This window comes from Francisella sp. LA112445, assembly GCF_012224145.1.
Classification (GTDB): domain Bacteria; phylum Pseudomonadota; class Gammaproteobacteria; order Francisellales; family Francisellaceae; genus Francisella.
On record NZ_CP041030.1, the window covers coordinates 1,284,673 to 1,307,735 of the forward strand.

Consider the following 23,063-nt stretch of genomic DNA (forward strand, 5'->3'; position numbering starts at 1 on the left):
AAATGAACAATAATATAAAGCTAAAAGATTACATATCATTGGCTATATTTATAATTGTAATTCTAGGAGTTGGCATGCTAGTTGGGGCCCTAACAGCTCATAATATACCAACCTGGTTTGTTCATCTAAATAGTCCTTCTTTTGCTCCACCTAATTGGGTATTTGCGCCAGTATGGAGCATTTTATATATTATGATCGCTATCTCAGGATGGTTAGTATTTTTGAAAGGACAACTCAAAGAAAAGGTTTTTATTGTTTATGCTATCCAGTTAGGACTTAACTTCTTATGGAGTTTTGTCTTTTTCTGCTGGCATCAGCTAGATTTAGCATTACTAGAAATGACTATATTGTGGATTTTTCTAGCTTGGAATATAAAAATATTTAGCAATATTAGTAAAACGGCTGGATATTTACTTATGCCTTATCTTGTCTGGATAAGCTTTGCTTGGATACTAAACCTTAGTTATGCAGCTATTAATTAACAATATCCTTATCTGCCACAGTCAGATGTAAATAATGTAAATGCTTGTCATACTGATTAACAATATCGGCAATTACTTGATCCTTTGAATATCCCATAATGTCATAATATTGTCCACCATGGCTTAATAGGACCTCTACTCTATTATATGTTCCTACTTTAGATTGATAAGTTCTTAGCATAACACTATAAACAAAATCTTCACTATCCTCTATAGAAATTGTTAGCTGTACATGATCATGATCTCTTAAAATCTCAGTGTCTATACCATTTTTTTCCATTTCATCAGCAACTTCTATAATAGCATTTGTAACATCTTTTTGTAAAAAACTAATAGCTTGATCTTTTGATGGTTTATATGCTATAGCTTCTAGTCTTTTTTGCCAAGATGTATTTGCTTTTACATACTGTACAACAGTTGAATGTGTTTCGATACTTTTGACCCTAAGATAGTCTAATCGTAAAGATTTAACTAATGAAATACACATTAGAAATAGAATAAATAATAAAGGGAACGCACTAATTATCGTAGCTGATTGTAGAGCCTGTAACCCTCCAGCATAAATAAGTGAAATAGCCAAAAGTCCACATAATACTGACCAGGCAATACGATGCATAGTTATTGATTTTTTTGCGTTTCCAGTTGCTAATATATCTATGACTAACGCGCCACTATCTGCAGATGTCACAAAGAATGTAACTATCAAAAATACAGCTATAATTGAAAGCACTGTAGAAAAAGGAAAGTATTGAAAAAACTCAAAAAGAGCAACTGGAATATTAGTGCTAGCAGCATTTATAAGATTTTGAGCATTAGAATTCATAACTAGACTAATAGCTGAATTACCAAAAACAGTCATCCATAAAAATGTAAATCCTGTAGGAATAAATAAAACGCCTATAGTAAACTGTCGAATAGTCCTTCCTTTAGAAACTTTTGCTATAAACATTCCCACAAAAGGAGACCATGCTATCCACCATCCCCAATAAAATAAAGTCCAACTTCTTAACCACTCTTGACTCTCTTTATTATAGGCATAAAGATTAAAAGTTTGATTTACTAAAGTACTTAGATAGTATCCTATATTTTGAACATAATCTTGTATTAGCCCTGTTGTATTACCAAGTAATAATATAAAAGCTAATAGCAAAACTGCTAGCACTATATTAAAGTTACTTAGAAATTTAATACCTTTATCTAGTCCTAATGCTACAGATAAGGTTGCTAGAGCAACAATAAATATAATATATATCACTTGCATATTTATAGTATCAGGAAAACCTGTTAAAAATCTAATCCCTGAGCTTACTTGCATAGCACCAAAACCAAGTGAAGTAGCAACTCCAAACAATGTTCCTAAGATTGCAAATACATCTATAGCATGCCCTAAAGTACCATATATTTTATCACCTAATATAGGATAAAGTACTGATCGAGGTAGTAGTGGCAAATCATGTCTGTAGGCAAAATATGCCAAAGATAGACCAACTATCACATATACAGACCATGCTTCTATACCCCAATGAAAAAATGTAGTATTCATCGCCTGCTTGACTACTTCTAATTTATCATTAGAAATATTCGGTGGTGATAAAAAATGTTTTAGAGGTTCTGCAACACCATAAAACATCAAACCAATACCCATACCTGCTGCAAAAAGCATCGCAAACCAAGATATATTGCTATACTCAGGTAAGTCATGTTCTTGACCAAGCTTAATATCTCCAAATCTACTGAGCATTAAGATTAAGCATAGACAAACAAAAACACTCATCGCTAAGATATATGCCCAGCCAAATTTTTCTAAAATTAAGTTTTGAACAATAGACATATAGTTCGCAAAATCTTTCGGAAAGATAATACCTAACAGAGCTAGTATGGAAGCTAAAATAATTGCTGGATAAAATACTGGAGCATACGCCCCTTTTTCTCTTTGCATAAAATATTACTTTTCTGATTACTAGTAACTATTTAACATAACATGTCTTTTTCCGTATATCAAAAATAGATATTTTTCTTATTTAAAGATCATTATAAAAAACATAGAATATAGACAATAGTTTATATTAAGTGATTTTAATGAGAAATCTTACACAAAAGTTACATAAAGAAATAAAAAAACTCCAGACATCTCAAGGTAGAAAAAAATCTCCTTATTATGTGATAGAGGGGCTAAGATGCTGTCAAGAAGCTATTCAAAGACTTCCAGCTTCAGATATACATACAATAATAGTAACCGAAAAGTCAGATAGTGACTTATATCCTATAGACAAAAAATACACGGTTTCTGAAAAAGATATTAATGAGCTCTCACAAACTCAAAATTCACAAGGGATTTTAATATTAGCTTATAAAAAAAGTTTTAATGAGCTTAAATTTGATGATGATTTTATACTAGTATTAGATAGGATCCAAGATCCTGGAAATATTGGTACAATACTCCGTACAGCAATAGCTGTTGGCCTAACAGAAATAGTTCTTGTCAATGGCTCTGTGGATCCATTTAATCCTAAAGCAATACGTGCAGGTATGGGTGCACAGTTTAGTTTAAGATTCGATTATATTGATGATCTTAAAGAGCTAAAAAATATTTCAAAGCTTAAGAATCATCAAATTTGGCTAACTACTCCTCATGAAGGTATATCTTGCTATGATAAAAACTTTAAGTTAACAGATAGTGTATTAGTTTTAGGTGAAGAAGCTAATGGTATCCAAGACTTTTCAGTTGGTGAAAAAACTATGATCCCTACTCTTAGCGATATTGAATCTCTAAATGTTGCCCAAGCGGCGACTATCTATTTATTTGAAGGTTTAAGGCAAAAACTGTTAAAATAAACATGTAAAGATATGATTTAATAAACAAAAGGAGATATATCATGAGCAAATGTAAAACACATAAAAATCATGATCATGAGCATAAAGATGGCTGCGGCCATACAAAGATAAAGCATGGTGATCATTATGATTATTTGCATGATGGACACTTACATCACAAGCATGAAGGTCACTATGATGAGCATACTCTAGAAGTTTCAGAAAAAAATCCTGATGGTTGTAAACCTATCAAAGATGAATGTTGTGATCATGTTCATGGACCTGACTGTGGACATGAAGCTGTACCTCATGGAGATCATGTCGATTATATTGTAGATGGTAGACTACACCATCCACATGGCGATCACTGTGATGACCATGGTCCTGTTGAGGTAGTAAAAAATAAAAAATAATTTCTCTGTCTAGAACAAACTATTAGCTTTTAGCATTTTCTTGTTGATAGCTAATAATCAATTTAGTCACATCTTCACTAGATAAATCATCAAATAATATACCATTAATTGATAAATAGTCCTTAAAATCATCAACATCAAAATGTGGCTTTGGTTTTTTTAGAAGCTTATCAGAGAAGTCTTTAAGAATCCTATTATCAAGTTTAAAAGTAGCCAGCTTATATTTAAGATTGCTCATTGATTTCTTTAGGTCTATGCTTATTATATTTGCCTTTCCCTCTGTGACTATTGATTTACTCATAACAACCCTCTCTATGTTGGTTAAATCACTACAGCTAAGCTCTACTTATTTAGAATTTAGCCTACCTGTATATTTGCATATACATTATAAAAAGAATATTTGTAGAAAATTTTAAAATTATCTGAGATAGATTTTAAGTGTAACTATTTTGATTATAATTTTGAGATATAAAACAAACAATATATTTTTTACTAAACATAGGTTAAATTTTTTTCAACTATGACTTATAGTTATTCTTTTACTGATAATCCTTGCAAGAATTTTTCTGCTGTAGAGAAATCCTCTAGAGATTTAGAATGAAAAACTGCTATATCAATTAGATCTTCAATTTTATCCCTTTCTGATAAATGAGCATCTTTAATCATCTTCACAACTACTTCAGCACCCTCAAGAGATGTTCCTGGTAGCCATAGCCATATATCATGCTGAGACATTCTAGTCAGCATATCTGTTTTTCGTAATATATTTCTTAGAGCCTTAGATATAGCTTCAATATCATTAGCTCCTATATAGTCAAATATATTAATATGTATCAGTGAGAATTCATATGAAGGATCTCTATTTTGCATAGTATATGCCCAATCAACAAAACTATAAAAGAACTCTGGGATAATATAATTTATTTCATCATATACGGGTACTGAGTAATTTAGCAAGTTCATTTTGATATGATGTTCAGCATTACTAGTAAGTGTATATTCAATAATATTCTGCTTACGCATTTGCTCTACAGATACTATTGTGCCACACTCTGTACATTCAGAAACAAAATCTGGTTTCACAAATATACTTTCACACATTCTACACGTGTAACTATCCGGATATTTAGTATCAGCACCAACGATTATATCTTCACTCTGACATTCTGGACATCTTTTGGAGAATAGTAAGTGAGATGATGAACAATTAGAACAATATAGAAATGATTTTTTTAACTTTTTGTATTTAATAATACCTAAGTTTTTAAGCTCATTTATCCACTCATTATAATCAAAATCATCATCCTGAACAAACACATCTAAAACTGGATAACTATAGCATGTTTCTTTTGAAGCGTTTTTGTATGGAGTCAGATCTCTAGCTGATTTTCGCGTACATAGATATACTAAAAATCGTGCTTGCCAATCATTTGCTACATTATTAATATTTTTAATAACTTTTTCTATATTGGCTATTTCTTGGTTGATAGTTTCAACAGATTCAATCAACCCTTTTGCATCTGTAAATTTTTCTACTGTATAGTTTGTAAGCTCATCACTATTACAAAACACTGGTGTAAGATAGCTATATGCACTTGACCTAATTTTTTTTACAATCTCAATAATATCAAAAGTACTCAAATTAGTAGATTTATTATCATAGTCAATTACAAATGCATTAATCTCTTCAAAATCTCTAGAAACATCATCTGATTTTGAAAACTCTCTAAGAGTAAACTCATTTAGTTTTTCTCTTAATTCTGAGTTTGAGTTTTCAAGTATCGCAATATTTAAGCTCATACAAACTTCTTCAAACATAAGAATACTATAACTTAAAGTTATATTTTTTGTAGTTAAATGTAAACTATTATTTAGACTCAATTAAGCTTTATAAGATTATATATTTATATAAGGGAATATAGTGTTATCACTATAGAGAAACCCTAATATCAACTATAAAGTTCTAACCAGATGCTACAACACAATTTCTACCTTTTCTTTTTGCAGTATACAGACAAGTATCAGCTCTTGTATAAATACTATCAGTAGTATCACCATTTATAACTTGTGTAACACCTAAACTTATAGTAATAGTTTGATCTTTGATAGTCTTGAGCTCTTGCTCAACTACTTTTCTAAGTTTATCTGCTACAATGACTGCATTATTTAATGAAGTATTTTTTAAAATTAATGCAAACTCTTCTCCACCTATCCTAAACGCTGTATCAACTCCACGAATATTAGATATAACTAAACTACCAAGCTCTTTAAGTACTTTATCACCTACTAAGTGCCCATAGTTATCATTTACTCTTTTAAAAAAATCTATATCAAAAATAATCATAGAAAATGGCATTTCATATTTATCATATAACCTTAGATTTTCTTTAATATGATTATTGTATGACCTTTTATTATCTAGCTTTGTTAAATCATCTGTATATGTCTGTTTTGTGATAATATTCATAGCATTAAAAAGATCTGTATTATCAACTGTTGTCATTAGAAGCTGTCTATTATTTGGCATTAGAGCAATAGATGATCTTAACCTTTTCAACTTACCTGATTTGGTTACACAAACTCTTTCAAAATCTTCATATATAGATTTTTGGGCTACCTCTTCAAATATAGCCTTATATTCATCAAGAGATTCTTTATCTGTAAAATCAAATGTACTTTTATCTAATATTTCTTTACTAGAATATTCTAGCATCTCACAATATTTATTATTAACAAACTCATACTTACCCTCTAAACTCAATAGACTAATTCCACCTAAAGCAGTTTGAAATATAGCTTCTAATTGCTCATTCTGTTCGATAATTATTCTCTGGTTCTCTTTTTGTTCAGTTATATCTCGAGCTGAAGCATAAAGTAGCTCTTGATCTTTGATATTTATAATATTTGCTGTTATGAAAGCTATATATTTAGAGCCGTCTTTTCTAGTATGTATCCTCTCTATTTCAATAGGCCCTTTCATCAGTGCTAAAATAATCTGTGAGTACTCTTCTTGAGTAATATTCTTATCCCAGTCATAAACACTTAGATCTTCCATCTCACTATCAGAGTATCCTAAAAGTTCTTGAGCCTTTTTACTGTATTCAAGAAGTCTACCCTCAAAATCCATAATAAAAACTCCATCAGAAGCTAACTCTAAAATGGTTTTATATTTGGCTTTTTCCCTAACTAATAGCTTATTGGCTAAATCTACTTGTGTTGTATTTCTTGTATGAATAGTTCTTTGAGATGCAAAAAGATATCTTTTATTATCGATAACAACACCTTTAGCATTTATCTCAACATCTATTAATGAGCCATCTTTTTTCAAATGTTTTGAAATAAATATTTCTGGTTTATCGATCAATTCTCTGATTATATAACTAAGCTGAGCATGAAGAGCAAAAGGATCCCAGTCAGCCACATTTAGACCTAACATCTCATCATGACTATAACCAAGGTTATTCATAAAAGATTCACTATAAAATATAAGATTACCCTTTTGATCTAAAATATGAATTCCATCAGGGGTGTTTTCTAATAAATACTTTAATTCTTTTTCTGAAAAATTTAACAAAACTAAACTCTACTCAATTAAATATATCAGCGCGCTTATATGACTATAGTAACAATAATCTATATCGAATTCTCTATTTTAAGAAAAAATTTAAAAAAGATTTTTGATATCGTCAGTCTCAAAACCATTATATTTATCAAAGATTTCAACTAGCTCTGTAGGAATTTTTGCAGGCCTACCTTTTTGAGCATTTACCATAACCCAAAGAGTATCAGCTTTACATAACAAAGCTTTATCTGACTTTCTATAAATATGATATTTCCTAAATGTTGAGATCTTTGTGATACTCTCCACCCATGTGACAACTATAATATCATCACCTAAGAACCCTTGAGCTAAATATTCTATAGTATGCTTTTTAGCAAACCATGTTAGACCATTAGTCTCTGTAATATCAAATACTCCATTAGCCTTCACATGGGCAATTGCAATATCTTGCATCCATTGTAGATATACAATATTGTTTAGATGATTATTAGGATCTATATGCTCTGGTAAAACTTTTGTTTCATAGACAAAATACTTTAATTGATCTTTCATTTCTCACCTAAAAACTCAACTAGGTCACTATAACCACCTATTTGCTTACCATCAATAAAGATCAAGGGCGTGGTTTCTAGGTTATACTTTTGTTTAAAAGTATCTGTTTCTGCTCTAGTTTTTAGAATATGATCTTCAAACTGCCAACCCTTTTCTTCAAAAAGAGCTTTTGCTTTTAGACCATACGGACAAGTTTTCTCAGGTGTTACCATGCGGTATAAAATTATTTTATTAAAATATTGCGTCATTCTTATACACTCCAAAATAATGTAATATTGATAGTATAAGTATAGCATTAGTAATGAGATAAGAAAGGAGATAGCCGTGTGTACAAATGTTTTTATAAATAAAAATGAGTATAAAATAGAAGCTAGATCTATGGATTTCCCAATGAACATAGCTTTTCAAAATTGTATAAGTTATGTAGGTATTGATAATACTATGGACATAGTTATTGATGCTGATAAAATACCTGATTCTCAGTTAACTAGTTGGAAGACTCGCTACGGTTTTTTTGGTAGATTAGCCTTTGATAAATGTCTTACAGATGGATTAAATACCCAAGGCTTATCATTTAGTTTCTTATATTTAGATGTTACAAAGCATCCTACTTTTAACCCAGAAGATAAAAGAAAGGTTTTATCTGTCTATTATATAGGTAATTTTTTGCTATCTATGGCAAAAGATGTTCCAGAGGCTTTAAAACTTATAGCTGAACACCAGTTAGTTGGTGGGGCATTAGAACTCAAGCCTGGAACTTTTGTGAAAAATATCCCTATACACTTTAGTTTAAGGGACTCAAAAGGTAATACTACAGTTGTAGAGTTTGTTGATGGTGAAGTTAAAGTATACGAAAACAAAGGTAACATTTTAACTAACGCACCTACTTATGATTGGCATTTAGAGAATATCAAAGAATATAAATCTTTATTAGAACCATTTGAGGATAGCAATAGTCAATTTTCTGATAAAACAATAAACTATAAAGATACTATTTCAAGCTCTCGTCCTGAGGTTGCTCAATTGATAGGTATGCCTGGAGACTTCAGTGGTGTATCTAGATTTGTAAGAGCTTATATTCTCTCACAACTAGTTCCTGAGCCTCAATCAAATAGAGAAGCTTGTTTCCATGCTTCATCAATTATTAATAATGTATCTGTACCACCATATGAGGTTTCTATGACTTTATGGACTACTATTAAAGATCTAAAAAACCTAATAGTCTCATATAAAGATATTGCAGCATATCAAGGTAATAGCCCTATTGGAGTTTATGCAGCAGGTATTAACGAAGGATATATCAGTTATGATCTAAAGGCTATGAATTTTACTGATGTGCCTCTAGAAGCAAACAAGCATATAATTAAGCCTACCCCAAAAGAAAAAATTATTGAAATTGTTAATATGAGTGATGTAGTTGGTTTAGAAAGACAGTAATATCTATAATAAAATTATTCTCAGTTATTATTGCATCCTAATTGGCATATGATTACAAAATGGCTCTTCTGCTAGATAACTACCATGGATATTATAGGCTCTAGCTCTACAGCCACCACAGATTTTGATAAATTCACATGAGCCACATTTGCCTTCATAAGCACTAAAATCACGCATATCCTGCATTACATCACTATTTTGCCAAATATCTGCAAATGATTTTTCTTTAACATTACCCGCACTAACAGGTAGATAACTACATGGATAGACATTACCATCAACATCTAGTAGACATATACTTTGTCCAGCTATGCAACCTTTACCTCCACCAGTACCAAAACTAAGAGCGCGTGAGCGAACTTTTGCATTATCTTCTTTATTACGCTCAAAACGAATACGATAATAATGTGGTGCACAAGTTGGACGCACAAGCATATCTTGCTCATCAGCCTCCATATCATAATGCCAATTTAGAATATCTTGATAATCATTAACATCTATCAACTCTTGCATAAGCTCTTCGCCACGCCCTGTTGGTACTATCATAAAAAGATACCATGCTGTAGCTTCAAGAGATTTTGCAAGCTTATAAACATCTTTGATCTCATGTTGATTACGTTTGGTAAATGATGAGTTTATCAAAAATGGTATACCATGTTTTTTAAATAATTTTGCAGCATTTACAGTTGCTTCAAATGCCCCCTTTTGGCTACGAAAATCATCATGTGTTTTAGCTGTAGCTCCATCTATACTTAGAGATACTATGCTTATGCTTGAGTTTTTGATTTTCTCACAAATCTCATCTGTAACTAATGAACCATTGGTAGCTAAAGCCATACGTAAACCTTTACTAGCTCCATATTCTGCTAGCTCAAAGATATCTGCTCTTAAAAGTGGTTCGCCTCCAGAAAGGACTAATACAGGGTTTGCAAACTCGACTATATTATCAATGATCCTAAAGCCTTCCTCGGTAGAGAAATCTGGATGCCCTAGCACCTCACATTCTGAAGATGAACGACAATGGACACACTTGAGATTACAACGTCTAGTTGTTTCCCATGCCATCCATTTAAGTTGGTGTTTCACAGTATTTGCCTAAATAGATAATCTAAATTTATTAATATTAATTATAGCAAATATACTCTTAAACGAGTATTACTAAAATAAAATCTACAAATACTTAAACCTCTTAGGTATTATATAAACAAGTTTTAAATACTAATCTTATTAGAAATGAAATTAAAGAAAATATTTTTAGTAGTTGCATTAGCTGTTTGTTGTATTAGTTTAAATAGCTGTATATTAAAACTACCATTTCAGATTGTCGGTGATGTGGTTGATGATGTTACGCCTTAGCAATTATTAACTAAATCCAACTTCTTTTTGACTTCTTGCCAATCTGGCACTCTTGTAAAACTATTCATCATATAATCAAATGTTTCAGTAGCTAGAATATTTGGTATACTACTGTTGGATCTCAACTTATTCATGTAATTATCATTAGATAGTAGTTTCAGTAGCTAGAATATTTGGTATACTACTGTTGGTGGAAGATCTGCATTCGGGTCACCAGTGTTACATTGTTTCAGTAGCTAGAATATTTGGTATACTACTGTTGGAGTTAAAAGCTTTACCAGGACTGATCGACTCATAAAGTTTCAGTAGCTAGAATATTTGGTATACTACTGTTGGCAATTAAGTTCGTTAAATCACAGTAATGCAAGTTTTATGTTTCAGTAGCTAGAATATTTGGTATACTACTGTTGGAAGACTCATATCAACAAGGCGTATGATGGTGAGTAGTTTCAGTAGCTAGAATATTTGGTATACTACTGTTGGTAAATTACTAAAGGGCTTGATTTAAAAGATAGACAAGTTTCAGTAGCTAGAATATTTGGTATACTACTGTTGGGTTTTTAGTTTTGCCTGGCACTGATTGAAACTTAGTTTCAGTAGCTAGAATATTTGGTATACTACTGTTGGGTATGCTAAAGATGTTATGAAAATAGTTAATTGTGAGTTTCAGTAGCTAGAATATTTGGTATACTACTGTTGGTTAATTTAAACTAAGTGTAGCCATTTAGTTAGAGGAGTTTCAGTAGCTAGAATATTTGGTATACTACTGTTGGTTTTAAACTTAAATAATACACGTGGTCGCAATTTGGTTTCAGTAGCTAGAATATTTGGTATACTACTGTTGGGTTTAGGAGTTTCGTATAATCCAATATGTGATATGTTTCAGTAGCTAGAATATTTGGTATACTACTGTTGGTAATTGTAACGGTGAGGTCGTAGAACAATATACGTGTTTCAGTAGCTAGAATATTTGGTATACTACTGTTGGTTCAGGATGGTGTTAGCGGATCTTACAAGGGTCAGAGTTTCAGTAGCTAGAATATTTGGTATACTACTGTTGGTTCCAATTCTTTTGATACTATGGCCGACTCTTACGTTTCAGTAGCTAGAATATTTGGTATACTACTGTTGGAGTCTCTTCATTCATCATTTCCTGAATTTCAGCTTGTTTCAGTAGCTAGAATATTTGGTATACTACTGTTGGATACCTAGTAATACCTGCGAGATGGCAAGACAATAAAGTTTCAGTAGCTAGAATATTTGGTATACTACTGTTGGACCTGTACTAGCTCCACCAGTTGAGCCACCTGTACGTTTCAGTAGCTAGAATATTTGGTATACTACTGTTGGCGCTCGGCTTAACAACTCCAGCCCAATCACAAGAGTTTCAGTAGCTAGAATATTTGGTATACTACTGTTGGTTGATTGAGGTAATCAATAACTTCTGTGCAAATATGTTTCAGTAGCTAGAATATTTGGTATACTACTGTTGGCGCTAACAAAAACTACAATTACATGAAAGCAATATGTTTCAGTAGCTAGAATATTTGGTATACTACTGTTGGGTAGCTTGGTCAGCCCAAAAGGCAGAAACGGCATTATGTTTCAGTAGCTAGAATATTTGGTATACTACTGTTGGTTAATAATCTTGATTACTCGCAGGCTTTTACGTTTTTGTTTCAGTAGCTAGAATATTTGGTATACTACTGTTGGTTATATTAGAAGTCAGAAAGATAACCCAGCTTTTAGTTTCAGTAGCTAGAATATTTGGTATACTACTGTTGGTGTTTATATCATTTAGCTAATAAATATAAGTGGCGGTTTCAGTAGCTAGAATATTTGGTATACTACTGTTGGGTATTAACTATCTAACGGTATATTGTTTGATATGAGTTTCAGTAGCTAGAATATTTGGTATACTACTGTTGGTAACACTAATCATGAGAATCATGAATGTAACCATTGGTTTCAGTAGCTAGAATATTTGGTATACTACTGTTGGCCTAAAAGTGTTACTAGCACCTAAGGCATCTAATTGTTTCAGTAGCTAGAATATTTGGTATACTACTGTTGGACAAGCTCTGCCTGAGTTAATCCCCAGATTGCGGGTTTCAGTAGCTAGAATATTTGGTATACTACTGTTGGAAGCATCAAACCAAGAAGTAGAATTATTACCCATGTGTTTCAGTAGCTAGAATATTTGGTATACTACTGTTGGCTCTACAAGTCTTAACATCAAAGATGATGTTTTTCTGTTTCAGTAGCTAGAATATTTGGTATACTACTGTTGGCTTCTACAAGCACAACGAATGAAAATATACCATCTGGTTTCAGTAGCTAGAATATTTGGTATACTACTGTTGGTGCAAATAGCTGTTACTGGTCAAACAAATACGCCATGTTTCAGTAGCTAGAATATTTGGTATACTACTGTTGGGGTACACCTATTTATACAAATATTCCACTTAAACGTTTCAGTAGCTAGAATATTTGGTATACTACTGTTGGTGCTTGCATAAGCTGAAATGTTTTGTCAGCAGATTCGTTTCAGTAGCTAGAATATTTGGTATACTACTGTTGGACAAGAATTTGAAAGATTTTGTGATTCAATGGATTGTTTCAGTAGCTAGAATATTTGGTATACTACTGTTGGCAATAACATTATTATCACCATCTATTAAAATAGGATGTTTCAGTAGCTAGAATATTTGGTATACTACTGTTGGTAGTTCCATAATCTTGGCTCTCATTAACTCATTTTTGTTTCAGTAGCTAGAATATTTGGTATACTACTGTTGGAACGATGGAAGTACATATCTAAGCCCTGATGCTAAGTTTCAGTAGCTAGAATATTTGGTATACTACTGTTGGCTATTAGAGGTTTTGGAATAACAGACTACTTATAGTTTCAGTAGCTAGAATATTTGGTATACTACTGTTGGTAATATTGATTCAAATAAAATAACAAATGAGCGTATGTTTCAGTAGCTAGAATATTTGGTATACTACTGTTGGAGCCAAAACAAACCTAGTGTTTATAAGGCTTTAAGAGAATTACTTAAAGGTATTTTTTCGAAAATACTCTACTTGTCAAAAATAGTAGACATTTTGCGAAAAAGTATCTAAAATATCAAATGTACCAAATATTTAATGCTCTGTAATCATTTAAAAGTATTTTGAACGGACCTCTGTTAGACACGTCTGATTAATTTAGAGCAAAAAATTTGCCGCATAAGTGGCTTTTTTTGTTTGTGTAAATATCGATTTGAGATACCCAATCAAGTTGGGTATTGCGGATAACTCTATTCATTTCGATTGAGTTCAATAAACTTTAACAAGATCGCTGAGCCTGTCGAAGTCATCATACTTTACAGCATCGGGCATATCGACTAGTACAATTGACTTATATCTCTAGCGGTCATTACAAAAGTTAAGGTATTGACACTGTATACACTGATGATCAGAGGCTGAAGAGTCAGGTTTGTTACCACTATCTAAAGTATCAGATATATTTTTAATTATTTCTTGTAATTTTTGTATTAAATAGTCAGTTATTTGTATTTCATAAGATTTTTTACTAGACGTTAAAAATGCTACTCTACAAGTCTTTTGGTATGATTCTTGAGCTAGTAAAGCATAAGCCACTATTTGTAATTTATGTCCCAAGCTATTAGGGTTTGGATTAGTTTTGTATTCAACGATATATATAAACTCATCTGTTTCTAAAATCCAGTCAACTACTCCGTGTATATGATATTTACTACTTTTCAAACTAACATTAAAATGCCTAGTAGCACTATCTAAACCATACCTTTTAAAACTTCGCCTTTTTTCTAGATGTTCAACTTTTTTGTGAAAGTCTTCACCTTGTGCTACCCATAAAGGCTTATGCGTTTTTATATTCAAAAGCTCTCTATAATAAACAACTCTCGGACAAAAACACCACTCACGAATTATATTAATAGGTATAGATAAATCAGTATCAAATATGTCCATATTCGTCCCAATCTTTAAAAACTTTTTCATCATAGCCAAAACTATAATCTAGCTTTTGCTCTTGCATATTCACTCTTGCTATAAATACTTTATCAAAAGTATCTAAAGAATTATCAAATAATCTTTTGATAGCATTTAATTCTGCAATACTTACACAACCCCAAAATACTGATTTTTGTACAGCTTTTAGACCATATGCTAGGAGTTGTTTATATATAGTGGTTCTAATTTTATTATCTTCTATATCGTAGGCTATTAAATATTCTTTTCTTAGTTGCATAGTTATATCTTAAGATGACTGAGCCTGTCGAAGTCATCAACCTTTACAGTTAAATATCTCTGTTATAAGTTCATTTCGACCAGCTCAATGAACTTATAAAGATGACTAAATCTTGTCGAAGACATTACCCTTACACAAGGATATTAATCTATCAAAGTCACTATCAATAAGAGCTTGTTTCTTTTTATGACTCCACCCCTGTATTTGTTTTTCCCTATAAAATGCTTCATCAACCCTTTCAAACTCTTCTAAGTAAACTAAAGTAACTGGCAACCTTTTCTTGGTGTAATTAGACCCTTTACCAATATTATGTTGATATACTCTAGCATCTATATTATTTGTACTTCCTGTATAAAATGTACCATCTCTGCATTTTAAAATATAAACATATCCTTTTTTCATAGTTCATATTCCCTATCAGTACCTCGACAAACTCGGTCACCTTATTTGTTAATTCATTACTAAGCATATACATATTGTTAATTTTGACCGACTTAATGCACATATATTCTACCACTTAAAAACATATGGTTTATAATTATGCTCGCCTGCAAACTCTCCTGATAGCCTATAAACTTGTCTTTGGATTATATGTTCTAGTCTCAACTTCTTACCTTTATAGATATACTTTTTAGCAATAGTAGCCTGTATTTGTGATATAAGAGCAGACTTCAATTTGGTATCCATATGTTTTTTATTCTTGTATTGCTCTCGTAGTTTAATAACAACTCTATCTACAACCCAAGCACGATATTCTTCCATGAGATCTAATACTAAAGACATCTTACCTGGTCTTTTCTGATGTAAGAATCCTAAATATGGTTCAAGCCCTGCATTTGTAATAGCATTTAGAATATAGCTAGATAATATCGCATAACCAAAATTTAGCATGCTATTTGCTATCTCTTGAGAGCCTCTTCCTTCTCGATTTGCAAAGCTTTCTGATAAGAATTTATCCTGTGCTAGAGCAGAGAAGTAAATATTTGCAGCATACCCCTCGTAACCTAAAACATCATTTAGAGTTTTAGCATTTTTGATAATCTGAGTACTTCGTTTAAGCTCCTCTATAGCCTTTAGTAGATTTGCAGATTTATGATGCTTATTAAAGTAACTAAGTGTTGCTCGTTGATTTTTAATTTTAGCTGAAATTAGTCTGATAGATATATCTAAAGCATTTGTTTCTATATATCTATATTGATTAATACGCGCTTGAACTACAGCATGTTGATTTGCACCAACTAGCATAGAATGAGCAACACCTCTAAAATCCAAAAAGAAAAGCTTGATCCCTCTTAGAGAAAATTGCTCTATCAAATCACTAGAGAAACTAATACCTCTTTTAGCAATAGCTACTGTAGCTAGTCGATTTAATGGAAAATATTTTCTATCTTCTTTGTTTTTAACAACTAATCTACCTGCCTCTAAACCTAAATATATTCCGTATTCACTAATTATTAGATGTTTCATAATATCTAGCTAACGCTGTATTTAGTGCTATATTTGAAGTATTAGAAAAACTAGCTCCCTTATATATATAATCTTTGCAATTGGATTTTAGCTTTAGCTGATCTGCAAGATCTTTTGGTACATTAGGTTTAATAAGGGGATTACTACACAATCGACTAATATTATCTTGTAATATCTCTCTATATGATATTTTAATACTTGGTCTACTGTTATCATCAACTCTATAGCATAAGTCTGTAACTCCAAGTTGTCTTAACTCATCTGTGATATCAATCGTATACCAATTTGTTCTATTAAGGATCATAATATTAGGTATATCAGACTTAACAAACTCATCATCAGATAGCATAAATACATTTTTAGATACAAAAGCGTCAATAATACCTTTCTTGCGTTGTCTACTAGAAATATCATACACAGGTATGAAAGATTGAACATCATCTTTTCTAGGGTCTGAATTATTTAATATTTGATAAGTATATGAGTTATCCCAAGCTTTTCTCCTAAATAAATAATTACCCTGAATACTTTTTATTGGTAAAGAAAAATCTTTTCTTACTTTTTGATGTTGCTTTGTATTAGATCTAACATCAAAATAAGTTTTTAAAAATTCATAATCATCTTCAATAGCCGTATTTTGCCATGCTCGCTGAAGCTTATGCCACTCGTTTTTAAAAGGTAAATCTATTTTCCCCGCTTTAAAATTACTATCTTTGCCAAGAATAGTATTTACATCATCAAGAGATTTAATTTTTACTCTCTCTGTGCGATATGTAAGTTCTCTCAAGAACTTCATTTCATTACTATATTTTTTATAGCCTAAAGCAGTATTATAGTTGCTAATGTAGTACTCATGTAATTTTTGAGTTTTTAAATTTAAGCAGTAGTATTCTGCTGTTGACTGAGCCTTATTTACTTTTAAAATTTCTCTTAACTCATCTAATGAATTAATTTGCATATCTAAAACAATAGGTTTAGATATAAACTTTAAAGAGTATAAAAGATTGTTTAACTGTTGTGTGTCATATTTTTTACCTTTATGAATCTTTAATTCTTCACTATTTTTCCATGTAAAGCCTTTTCTAACTTCATCTAATTCTTTATGAATCAATATTGGTAAATAGCTCTCAGCATATATACCATCTCTAGTCATCTGCCTATGTGTATTAAACCCATCCGTAGCCTTTCTTCTAGCCAACTTACTCTCACTAAACTCACTATCAGTTACTTTTATTTGACTAAATATATCATCATCTTGCCAGCTTAGAATTTCTCCAGTATTTTCATCATACTTATCAGGGGTTGGGAATAGTCCATTTTGGTTATCGATTTCTAAACCAATACTACCATCATTTTTATGCTCATCTGCAGCAACACAAAAAGCTAGCATTGCATCTATCAAGTGTGAATAAGATTCCTGTTGTTTATCCTTATTTTTTGCAAAGAATGATATATCATCATCGACTTTCTCATATAGCTTACGAATATCTGCAATACCTCGCCCACTACTATCTGTAGTTGGCACACCAAAATAGTCAAATGATAATTTATCTGTAGCTAAATTTTCTTTTTTCGCTCTTAGGTAGATATTATTAGCTAGTACTTCAGCAAAATATCGTTGTGTACCATTTACAAATGTACGATTGCGATTATCTATCGACTTGATAACTGCTTGCTTGATAGGATTTTCATCTGCTAAAAATAGTGCATGCCTAAAAGCTATCTGCTCTTCTGGTGTTAGATTAATAAAGCTACGATAGTTACCAAATTTGAAACCTTGCTTTTCAGCATCCCAAATTTTTTCAGCTATATATTTTTCAATTTGTGAATTATCAGTAGTACAAAATTGCTTGGACTTATAGTTTGGTTTTAGATCACTCAAATATACAGCTTTATTACCTCTTTTTTGGTTATCATCACGAGTTACACAAATTAAATTTGCTTCATCATTTAAAGTCCCGTATTTTTTATGTGAGCGAGGAATTATATGGTCAAGCTCTTCTTTTGAGCCGTCATAATCACCATCCGCTAAAATAGTATCACTATATGCTGATATCCCTTTGGAAAAGTTTTTGATTCTATTTTCTTTTTTGGCAAATAGCTCTTGTGATGATATTCTATCTTTCTTTTTAGTGCCTTTTATCTCTGCCAGACTTGGCTCAAACTCAAAGGCATTTGACTCTGTGATAATAGGTATATGAAGCTTTTGTTTATTCTCTAAAGCCTGTTTAATATTATCCCAATTATCATCAACTATATTTCTAGCTAGTATTGTAGCTATTTTCTTAACTGCTCCATCAACTATTCTAGTTGGTATAGCTGGTAGCCTTTGAGCTTTGGCTCCCAAAGATGATTGAGCTTTGTCGAAATCATTTAGAGCATTATTTGGTTTCACTTCGACAAGCTCAGTGACCTTATTATGTGATATGTTTGTTTTATCTAAGATGGCTAAGCTTGTCGAAGCCTCAATATTACTAGTTTGAGTATCGCATTTCGACTGGCTCAATGCGCTTATAATTTGCATTCTATGAGCATTATCGGCACTACACACAGCACAAGTATTAGCATTACCTTTTCTCTCGGTAAAAGCTATTTGCTGAATTTGAGCAAAACTATAAATTGAGTTGAATTTAGCTATTTGCTTATCATCCAATCCCAGATTTTCGCCGATTTTTAGAGTTGCTTTATATATGTTATCAACTAGCTTTACTATTTTTTTCTCATCAGCTGTAAGTGCTTTTGCATTTTTATATTTTTCTAGAAGTGCTTTTTCATCATCACTTGCTTTTTTATTTTTCCTTATAGCTTCTAATCTTTGTTTAAATATAGCTGTCTGGACAGTATTTTTTAGAGTACCACGATGTTGTTTTTGTATTTCAACTGCAGATTTACAATAGCTAGCTATTTTGAAATTTTTTAACCACTCTATGGTTTGTAATTCATTATCAGAGCCAATTTTATCTTTCAAAAGATTTGGAGATATTTGTAAAACTCCCGCTAAATCATTTAAAAGCTGATATCTCTTCTGTCTTGGTTTATGATTGCAATATGTTAGTAGCTGATTATCATCATCAAATCTGCTAGTATTACTATACTTATCTAGTTTTTTATCATAACGATACTCAGGCATGATATAGAGCCTATAGTCTTTTGCTCGTTGTCTTTGTTTATAGTATTTACAAACTAAATGTAAAAAAGTACCCTGCTCAAATATATCACTATCAAGATCACTAAGCTTGTCGAAGTGTCCTTCAGGCTTTAACTCATTTGATAAATGACTATCTAGCAATGCTACTTTTAGATTATTAAATGCTTTTTGTTTATCTTTTTCTGAACTAGCATTTTGCTTCACTTTTTTTGCTTGAGAATAAATTTCGTTTAGTAGTAAGTCATCGCTAGCTTTTACTCTATCAAATATAAACTGTAATACTCTAGCATCTAAATCTTTGTTGTCTCTTTGACCACTTGCAATCTGTTTATTTGAGCTTTTAGTTTCTACAAAATATGGTTGATCTTTACTTGTTTTTAATTTTTTTAAATCATCTTCAAAATTTTCTAAATATCTTTGGACACTTTCTATACTTCTTAACTCACCTAGCCATAATTGCCACTCTGGATATTTATCATCTAAGAACTTAGGGTTTAAAATCAAACTTTGGCATTTTGGTGGCTTACGATTATTGTTATCTTGATATGGTGGTATAGTTCTACATGGATCTAGCTCTGCTAAAAATTCTATTATACTACTCTTAATATCTTGAGTTGTGCCAACTTTATTTTTTAGATCATCACATAAATCTTTATAGCTATATTTAGCACCATCTTTTTTATCTTTGTCTTTGCTACCAACTCGCCACTCCCCTAGTATCCAACGGCAATAGGTTTCAGCAAATCTTTTTTCATCCCAGTAGTCGCCTTTTATATGATTTTTATCATTGAAATACTTTCTTAGTGGCTTTAACTCTAAGTTACTTAGATTACCTATTAGATTGACTAGTTTTTTGACATTCAGATTTTGATATTTATTACCGTGTAGATTTTGACAAAAGCTTCTGAGATATCCTTCTTTATGGTTCTGCTCTAGTAGTACACTTGCAATCTCTTCAAAGTATTTACTACGGTGTCTAGAGCCTTCATCAAGTTCTTTTTTGATATTCTGAAGAGCATATCCTAAATGATGTAAATGAACTGAAACATCACCTGCTTCTAATTTATCAATTAATTTCTCATTATCTAAATTAAAATTAGAAATATTAAAATTCCAAACACTATTTTTATACTCATTAAGATCTATAGTAGGTAAATTTTTTCTTAGATTCTCTAGTTGATCATTTGATAACGAGTTTAAATAGTCAAATATATTTTTTGAATAATTATCAACATTCTCTATATAAGTAAATGTTTCTGAATCAAAGATATCTTCTATAATCCATAGAGATACTTTCTTTAAGTCATCAAACTTATTTTGCTTAGTTGACTTAATTCCTCCCTTTGAAACTCTATCATCAATAGCTGATTTTATTATATTTATAATGTTAGCTTTAACAATACTCTTTTTTACTTGTTTTATGTTATTCTCAATTTCATCAAACACATCTTTGAAAGTATCATTTTCGAGAGTTTCAATAATTTTACTGTTTAGATCATAGCTTTGGTTAGAATCTATATCTAATCTTAGTTGTTTAGGTAATAATTCAATAGCTTCAGCAGGAAACTTCTCAAAGTAACTAGCATCATGCTTTTCCTCTAGAAAACTAAATCCTCTACGATTAAGCAAAAAACTAATAGCTTGTTGAGTATCTTTATCCCATTCTAAATTCAGCTTTTCAGTCCAAATCAATTTAAAAAGTCTTTTGACTAATTGCTTTCTATCTATACCTCTTCTTTGATGTCTTTTAGCTGTTCTGCTATTCATTAACAAAGTATAAGAATCTTTTGATAATTCATAAACTTTACCTGATTTATTGCTTAGATTTTCAAGCCTTGTACCTTTCTCATAAAATGCACTGAAAACCCCTGTGTTTTTTGCACCTAGATCTATAGATATTGGTAATATTTTGCTATTCATGAAATATCCTCGTTAAAACAGACAGTTTTTATTATTTTCTTAGTGACTCTTCTATCATTAAATCAACACTCTAAATCAAAATCAATTTAAAAAGTTCAAAACCTCACAAACCTCATCAGCCACTCTACTAGGAAATATCCCAATATAGCCACCTAGTTTTTTAGCTAGATTATCACCAGCTAAACCATGAATATACACGGCTAGTCTACTTGCTGATAGAGTATCTAAACCTTGTGATAAAAATGCTCCAATAATCCCAGATAACACATCTCCTTGCCCTGCCACTGCCATACCTTGATTACCTGTAGCATTTATATAGATCTTATCATCTTTACAAATTAGGCTTCCAGCTCCTTTTAGTACGACTGTAGAGTTATATTTTTTAGCTAAAGCTCTAACTACAGCAAATCTATCTTCTTGAATTTCTTTTGTTGTACAGCCAAGTAATCTTGCTGCTTCTGCTGGATGTGGAGTTATTATTTTATTTTCTAATTTAATAAATTTTTCTCTAATTTGCTGATTTGTTGCGATTATATTTAAAGCATCTGCATCAAAAATTGTTGGTTGAGTTAAATTATCAATTATTAGCTCTAAAACCTTTTCAGAGTCATCAGTTATATCAAAGCCAACTCCAACTGCTAAAGCTGAGAAAGTATTTAGATCTTTAGGGATGTTCTGCAAAGATTTTGTCATTAGCTCAGGCATAGATATGTCTGCACGAAAATCTTTATCCAAAGATATCATCGATACCTTGCCACAGCCACTATATAGCGAACTTTTACCAGCTAACTGCAAAGCTCCATTCATACCAACATTACCACCAACTATAGCTAGATTGCCATAAGTGCCTTTGTTGGTATTTTTCTTTTTCCTAAGGATATTATCGAGATTTATATCTTGGATATGATTTTTATAGATTTGATATTCTGATTTACTAATTTTGATATTTTCACAATTAATTAGCTCTTTAACAGTTACTTTACCAGCATAATCTAAACCATCTCCAGTATGTAAACCTTGTTTATCTGCTAAAAATGTAATTGTTTCATTAGCTTGGATTGCCTCACCATACACTTTGGCATTAAAAGCACCTAAACCACTTGGTACATCTATTGCTAAGGTATATTTTGCATCTTGATTTATGGATTTAGTGAGCTCTAAAACATCTCCTTGTAGATCTCTATCTAGCCCTATGCCAAATATTCCATCGATTACTACATCATAATCGCATATTAGAGCTACTTGATTTTTTTTAGGAGATTCCGGATCGGGGTCCGGAATGACATTTTTGTTTTGTTTTAAGGAGCTGATAGGATTTTTTAACTTTGAAAACTCTTGATAATAACTTTGATTATCTAGATTTCCTTTTGAAAAAACTCGATAAACATCAATATTATAACCTTTATTTAAAAGCTTGATTGCAGCTGCAATACCATCACTACCATTATTACCAGCACCAACGACTACTAAAATTTTATTTTGTTTATCAAATTTTGCACAAATTAGCTTAACTATCTCATCAGAGGCATTCTCAATCAGGTTTAAACCTTGAGAAATAGCATACTCTTCAATTTCACGATTTTGTTTTTCAGTAAGAAAAGTCATATCTATAGACCTAAAAGCTATTCTATATATA

The 23,063-nt window shown here is 31.4% G+C and carries 18 protein-coding genes and 1 CRISPR repeat array; of the genes, 5 read left to right on the forward strand and 13 right to left on the reverse strand.

What is annotated here, in order from left to right:
- The first annotated feature begins 2 nt into the window (after positions 1-2).
- The gene (locus FIP56_RS06285) at positions 3-482 is read left to right on the forward strand and encodes a TspO/MBR family protein (RefSeq protein ID WP_192578089.1); all 480 of its coding nucleotides are present in this window, start codon (positions 3-5) and stop codon (positions 480-482) included.
- Here FIP56_RS06285 and FIP56_RS06290 read toward each other — a convergent pair.
- The gene (locus tag FIP56_RS06290) at positions 475-2,421 is read right to left on the reverse strand and encodes a BCCT family transporter (RefSeq protein WP_192578090.1); all 1,947 of its coding nucleotides are present in this window, start codon (positions 2,419-2,421) and stop codon (positions 475-477) included. The genes FIP56_RS06285 and FIP56_RS06290 overlap by 8 nt on opposite strands.
- Before the next feature lie 140 nt (positions 2,422-2,561).
- Here FIP56_RS06290 and FIP56_RS06295 point away from each other — a divergent pair, with 140 nt between their 5' ends.
- Positions 2,562-3,317, forward strand: coding sequence for an RNA methyltransferase (locus FIP56_RS06295; protein ID WP_192578091.1), 756 nt, complete (start codon positions 2,562-2,564; stop codon positions 3,315-3,317).
- 41 nt (positions 3,318-3,358) lie between these two features.
- Complete coding sequence (locus FIP56_RS06300; protein WP_192578092.1) at positions 3,359-3,709, forward strand: hypothetical protein; 351 nt, start codon at positions 3,359-3,361, stop codon at positions 3,707-3,709.
- Positions 3,710-3,731: 22 nt separating this feature from the next.
- Here the strand turns inward: FIP56_RS06300 and FIP56_RS06305 are convergent, their stop codons facing one another.
- The 5 genes from FIP56_RS06305 to FIP56_RS06325 all read right to left on the reverse strand — a co-directional run bounded on the left by FIP56_RS06305 (position 3,732) and on the right by FIP56_RS06325 (position 8,071).
- Positions 3,732-4,010, reverse strand: coding sequence for a hypothetical protein (locus FIP56_RS06305; RefSeq protein ID WP_192578093.1), 279 nt, complete (start codon positions 4,008-4,010; stop codon positions 3,732-3,734).
- A gap of 230 nt (positions 4,011-4,240) precedes the next feature.
- Complete coding sequence (locus tag FIP56_RS06310) at positions 4,241-5,527, reverse strand: hypothetical protein (RefSeq protein WP_192578094.1); 1,287 nt, start codon at positions 5,525-5,527, stop codon at positions 4,241-4,243.
- Positions 5,528-5,672: 145 nt separating this feature from the next.
- Positions 5,673-7,283: a sensor domain-containing diguanylate cyclase gene (locus FIP56_RS06315; RefSeq protein WP_192578095.1), complete on the reverse strand. Its 1,611-nt coding sequence runs from the start codon at positions 7,281-7,283 to the stop codon at positions 5,673-5,675.
- Positions 7,284-7,373: 90 nt separating this feature from the next.
- The gene (locus FIP56_RS06320; RefSeq protein ID WP_192578096.1) at positions 7,374-7,823 is read right to left on the reverse strand and encodes a thioesterase family protein; all 450 of its coding nucleotides are present in this window, start codon (positions 7,821-7,823) and stop codon (positions 7,374-7,376) included.
- Positions 7,820-8,071 (reverse strand): glutaredoxin domain-containing protein, encoded by a 252-nt coding sequence (locus tag FIP56_RS06325; RefSeq protein ID WP_192578097.1) that lies wholly within the window; start codon positions 8,069-8,071, stop codon positions 7,820-7,822. The genes FIP56_RS06320 and FIP56_RS06325 overlap by 4 nt, the downstream gene beginning before the upstream one ends.
- A 76-nt stretch (positions 8,072-8,147) precedes the next feature.
- On the opposite strand from FIP56_RS06325, the gene FIP56_RS06330 reads away from it, so the two are divergent.
- Complete coding sequence (locus FIP56_RS06330; RefSeq protein WP_192578098.1) at positions 8,148-9,260, forward strand: linear amide C-N hydrolase; 1,113 nt, start codon at positions 8,148-8,150, stop codon at positions 9,258-9,260.
- A 27-nt stretch (positions 9,261-9,287) separates the two neighbouring features.
- Here the strand turns inward: FIP56_RS06330 and FIP56_RS06335 are convergent, their stop codons facing one another.
- Positions 9,288-10,346: a radical SAM protein gene (locus FIP56_RS06335; protein ID WP_192578099.1), complete on the reverse strand. Its 1,059-nt coding sequence runs from the start codon at positions 10,344-10,346 to the stop codon at positions 9,288-9,290.
- A 147-nt stretch (positions 10,347-10,493) separates the two neighbouring features.
- Here FIP56_RS06335 and FIP56_RS10405 point away from each other — a divergent pair, with 147 nt between their 5' ends.
- On the forward strand, positions 10,494-10,616 hold the full coding sequence (locus FIP56_RS10405) for a hypothetical protein (protein WP_281062955.1): 123 nt from the start codon (positions 10,494-10,496) through the stop codon (positions 10,614-10,616).
- 81 nt (positions 10,617-10,697) lie between these two features.
- Positions 10,698-13,631: direct repeats of the CRISPR family, unit length 37 nt; unit sequence GTTTCAGTAGCTAGAATATTTGGTATACTACTGTTGG.
- Positions 13,632-14,027: 396 nt separating this feature from the next.
- Here FIP56_RS10405 and cas4 read toward each other — a convergent pair.
- The 6 genes from cas4 to FIP56_RS06365 form a co-directional block, all read right to left on the reverse strand.
- Entirely contained in the window at positions 14,028-14,612 is a 585-nt protein-coding gene (cas4, locus tag FIP56_RS06340; protein WP_192578100.1) for a CRISPR-associated protein Cas4, read from the reverse strand.
- On the reverse strand, positions 14,599-14,892 hold the full coding sequence (cas2, locus tag FIP56_RS06345) for a CRISPR-associated endonuclease Cas2 (protein WP_192578101.1): 294 nt from the start codon (positions 14,890-14,892) through the stop codon (positions 14,599-14,601). The genes cas4 and cas2 overlap by 14 nt, the downstream gene beginning before the upstream one ends.
- Before the next feature lie 105 nt (positions 14,893-14,997).
- A complete protein-coding gene (locus FIP56_RS06350; protein WP_192578102.1) occupies positions 14,998-15,294 on the reverse strand; it encodes a GIY-YIG nuclease family protein in 297 nt (98 codons plus the stop codon).
- 108 nt (positions 15,295-15,402) lie between these two features.
- Positions 15,403-16,359 carry a type II CRISPR-associated endonuclease Cas1 gene (gene cas1, locus FIP56_RS06355; protein ID WP_192578103.1) on the reverse strand — a complete coding sequence of 319 codons (957 nt, stop codon included), beginning with the start codon at positions 16,357-16,359 and terminating at the stop codon, positions 15,403-15,405.
- Positions 16,340-21,427, reverse strand: a complete 5,088-nt coding sequence (gene cas9 / locus FIP56_RS06360) for a type II-B CRISPR-associated RNA-guided endonuclease Cas9/Csx12 (RefSeq protein WP_192578104.1) — start codon at positions 21,425-21,427, stop codon at positions 16,340-16,342. Before cas9 ends, cas1 begins: the two co-directional genes overlap by 20 nt.
- 81 nt (positions 21,428-21,508) lie before the next feature.
- Positions 21,509-23,032 carry an NAD(P)H-hydrate dehydratase gene (locus FIP56_RS06365; RefSeq protein ID WP_192578105.1) on the reverse strand — a complete coding sequence of 508 codons (1,524 nt, stop codon included), beginning with the start codon at positions 23,030-23,032 and terminating at the stop codon, positions 21,509-21,511.
- Positions 23,033-23,063 lie beyond the last annotated feature (31 nt).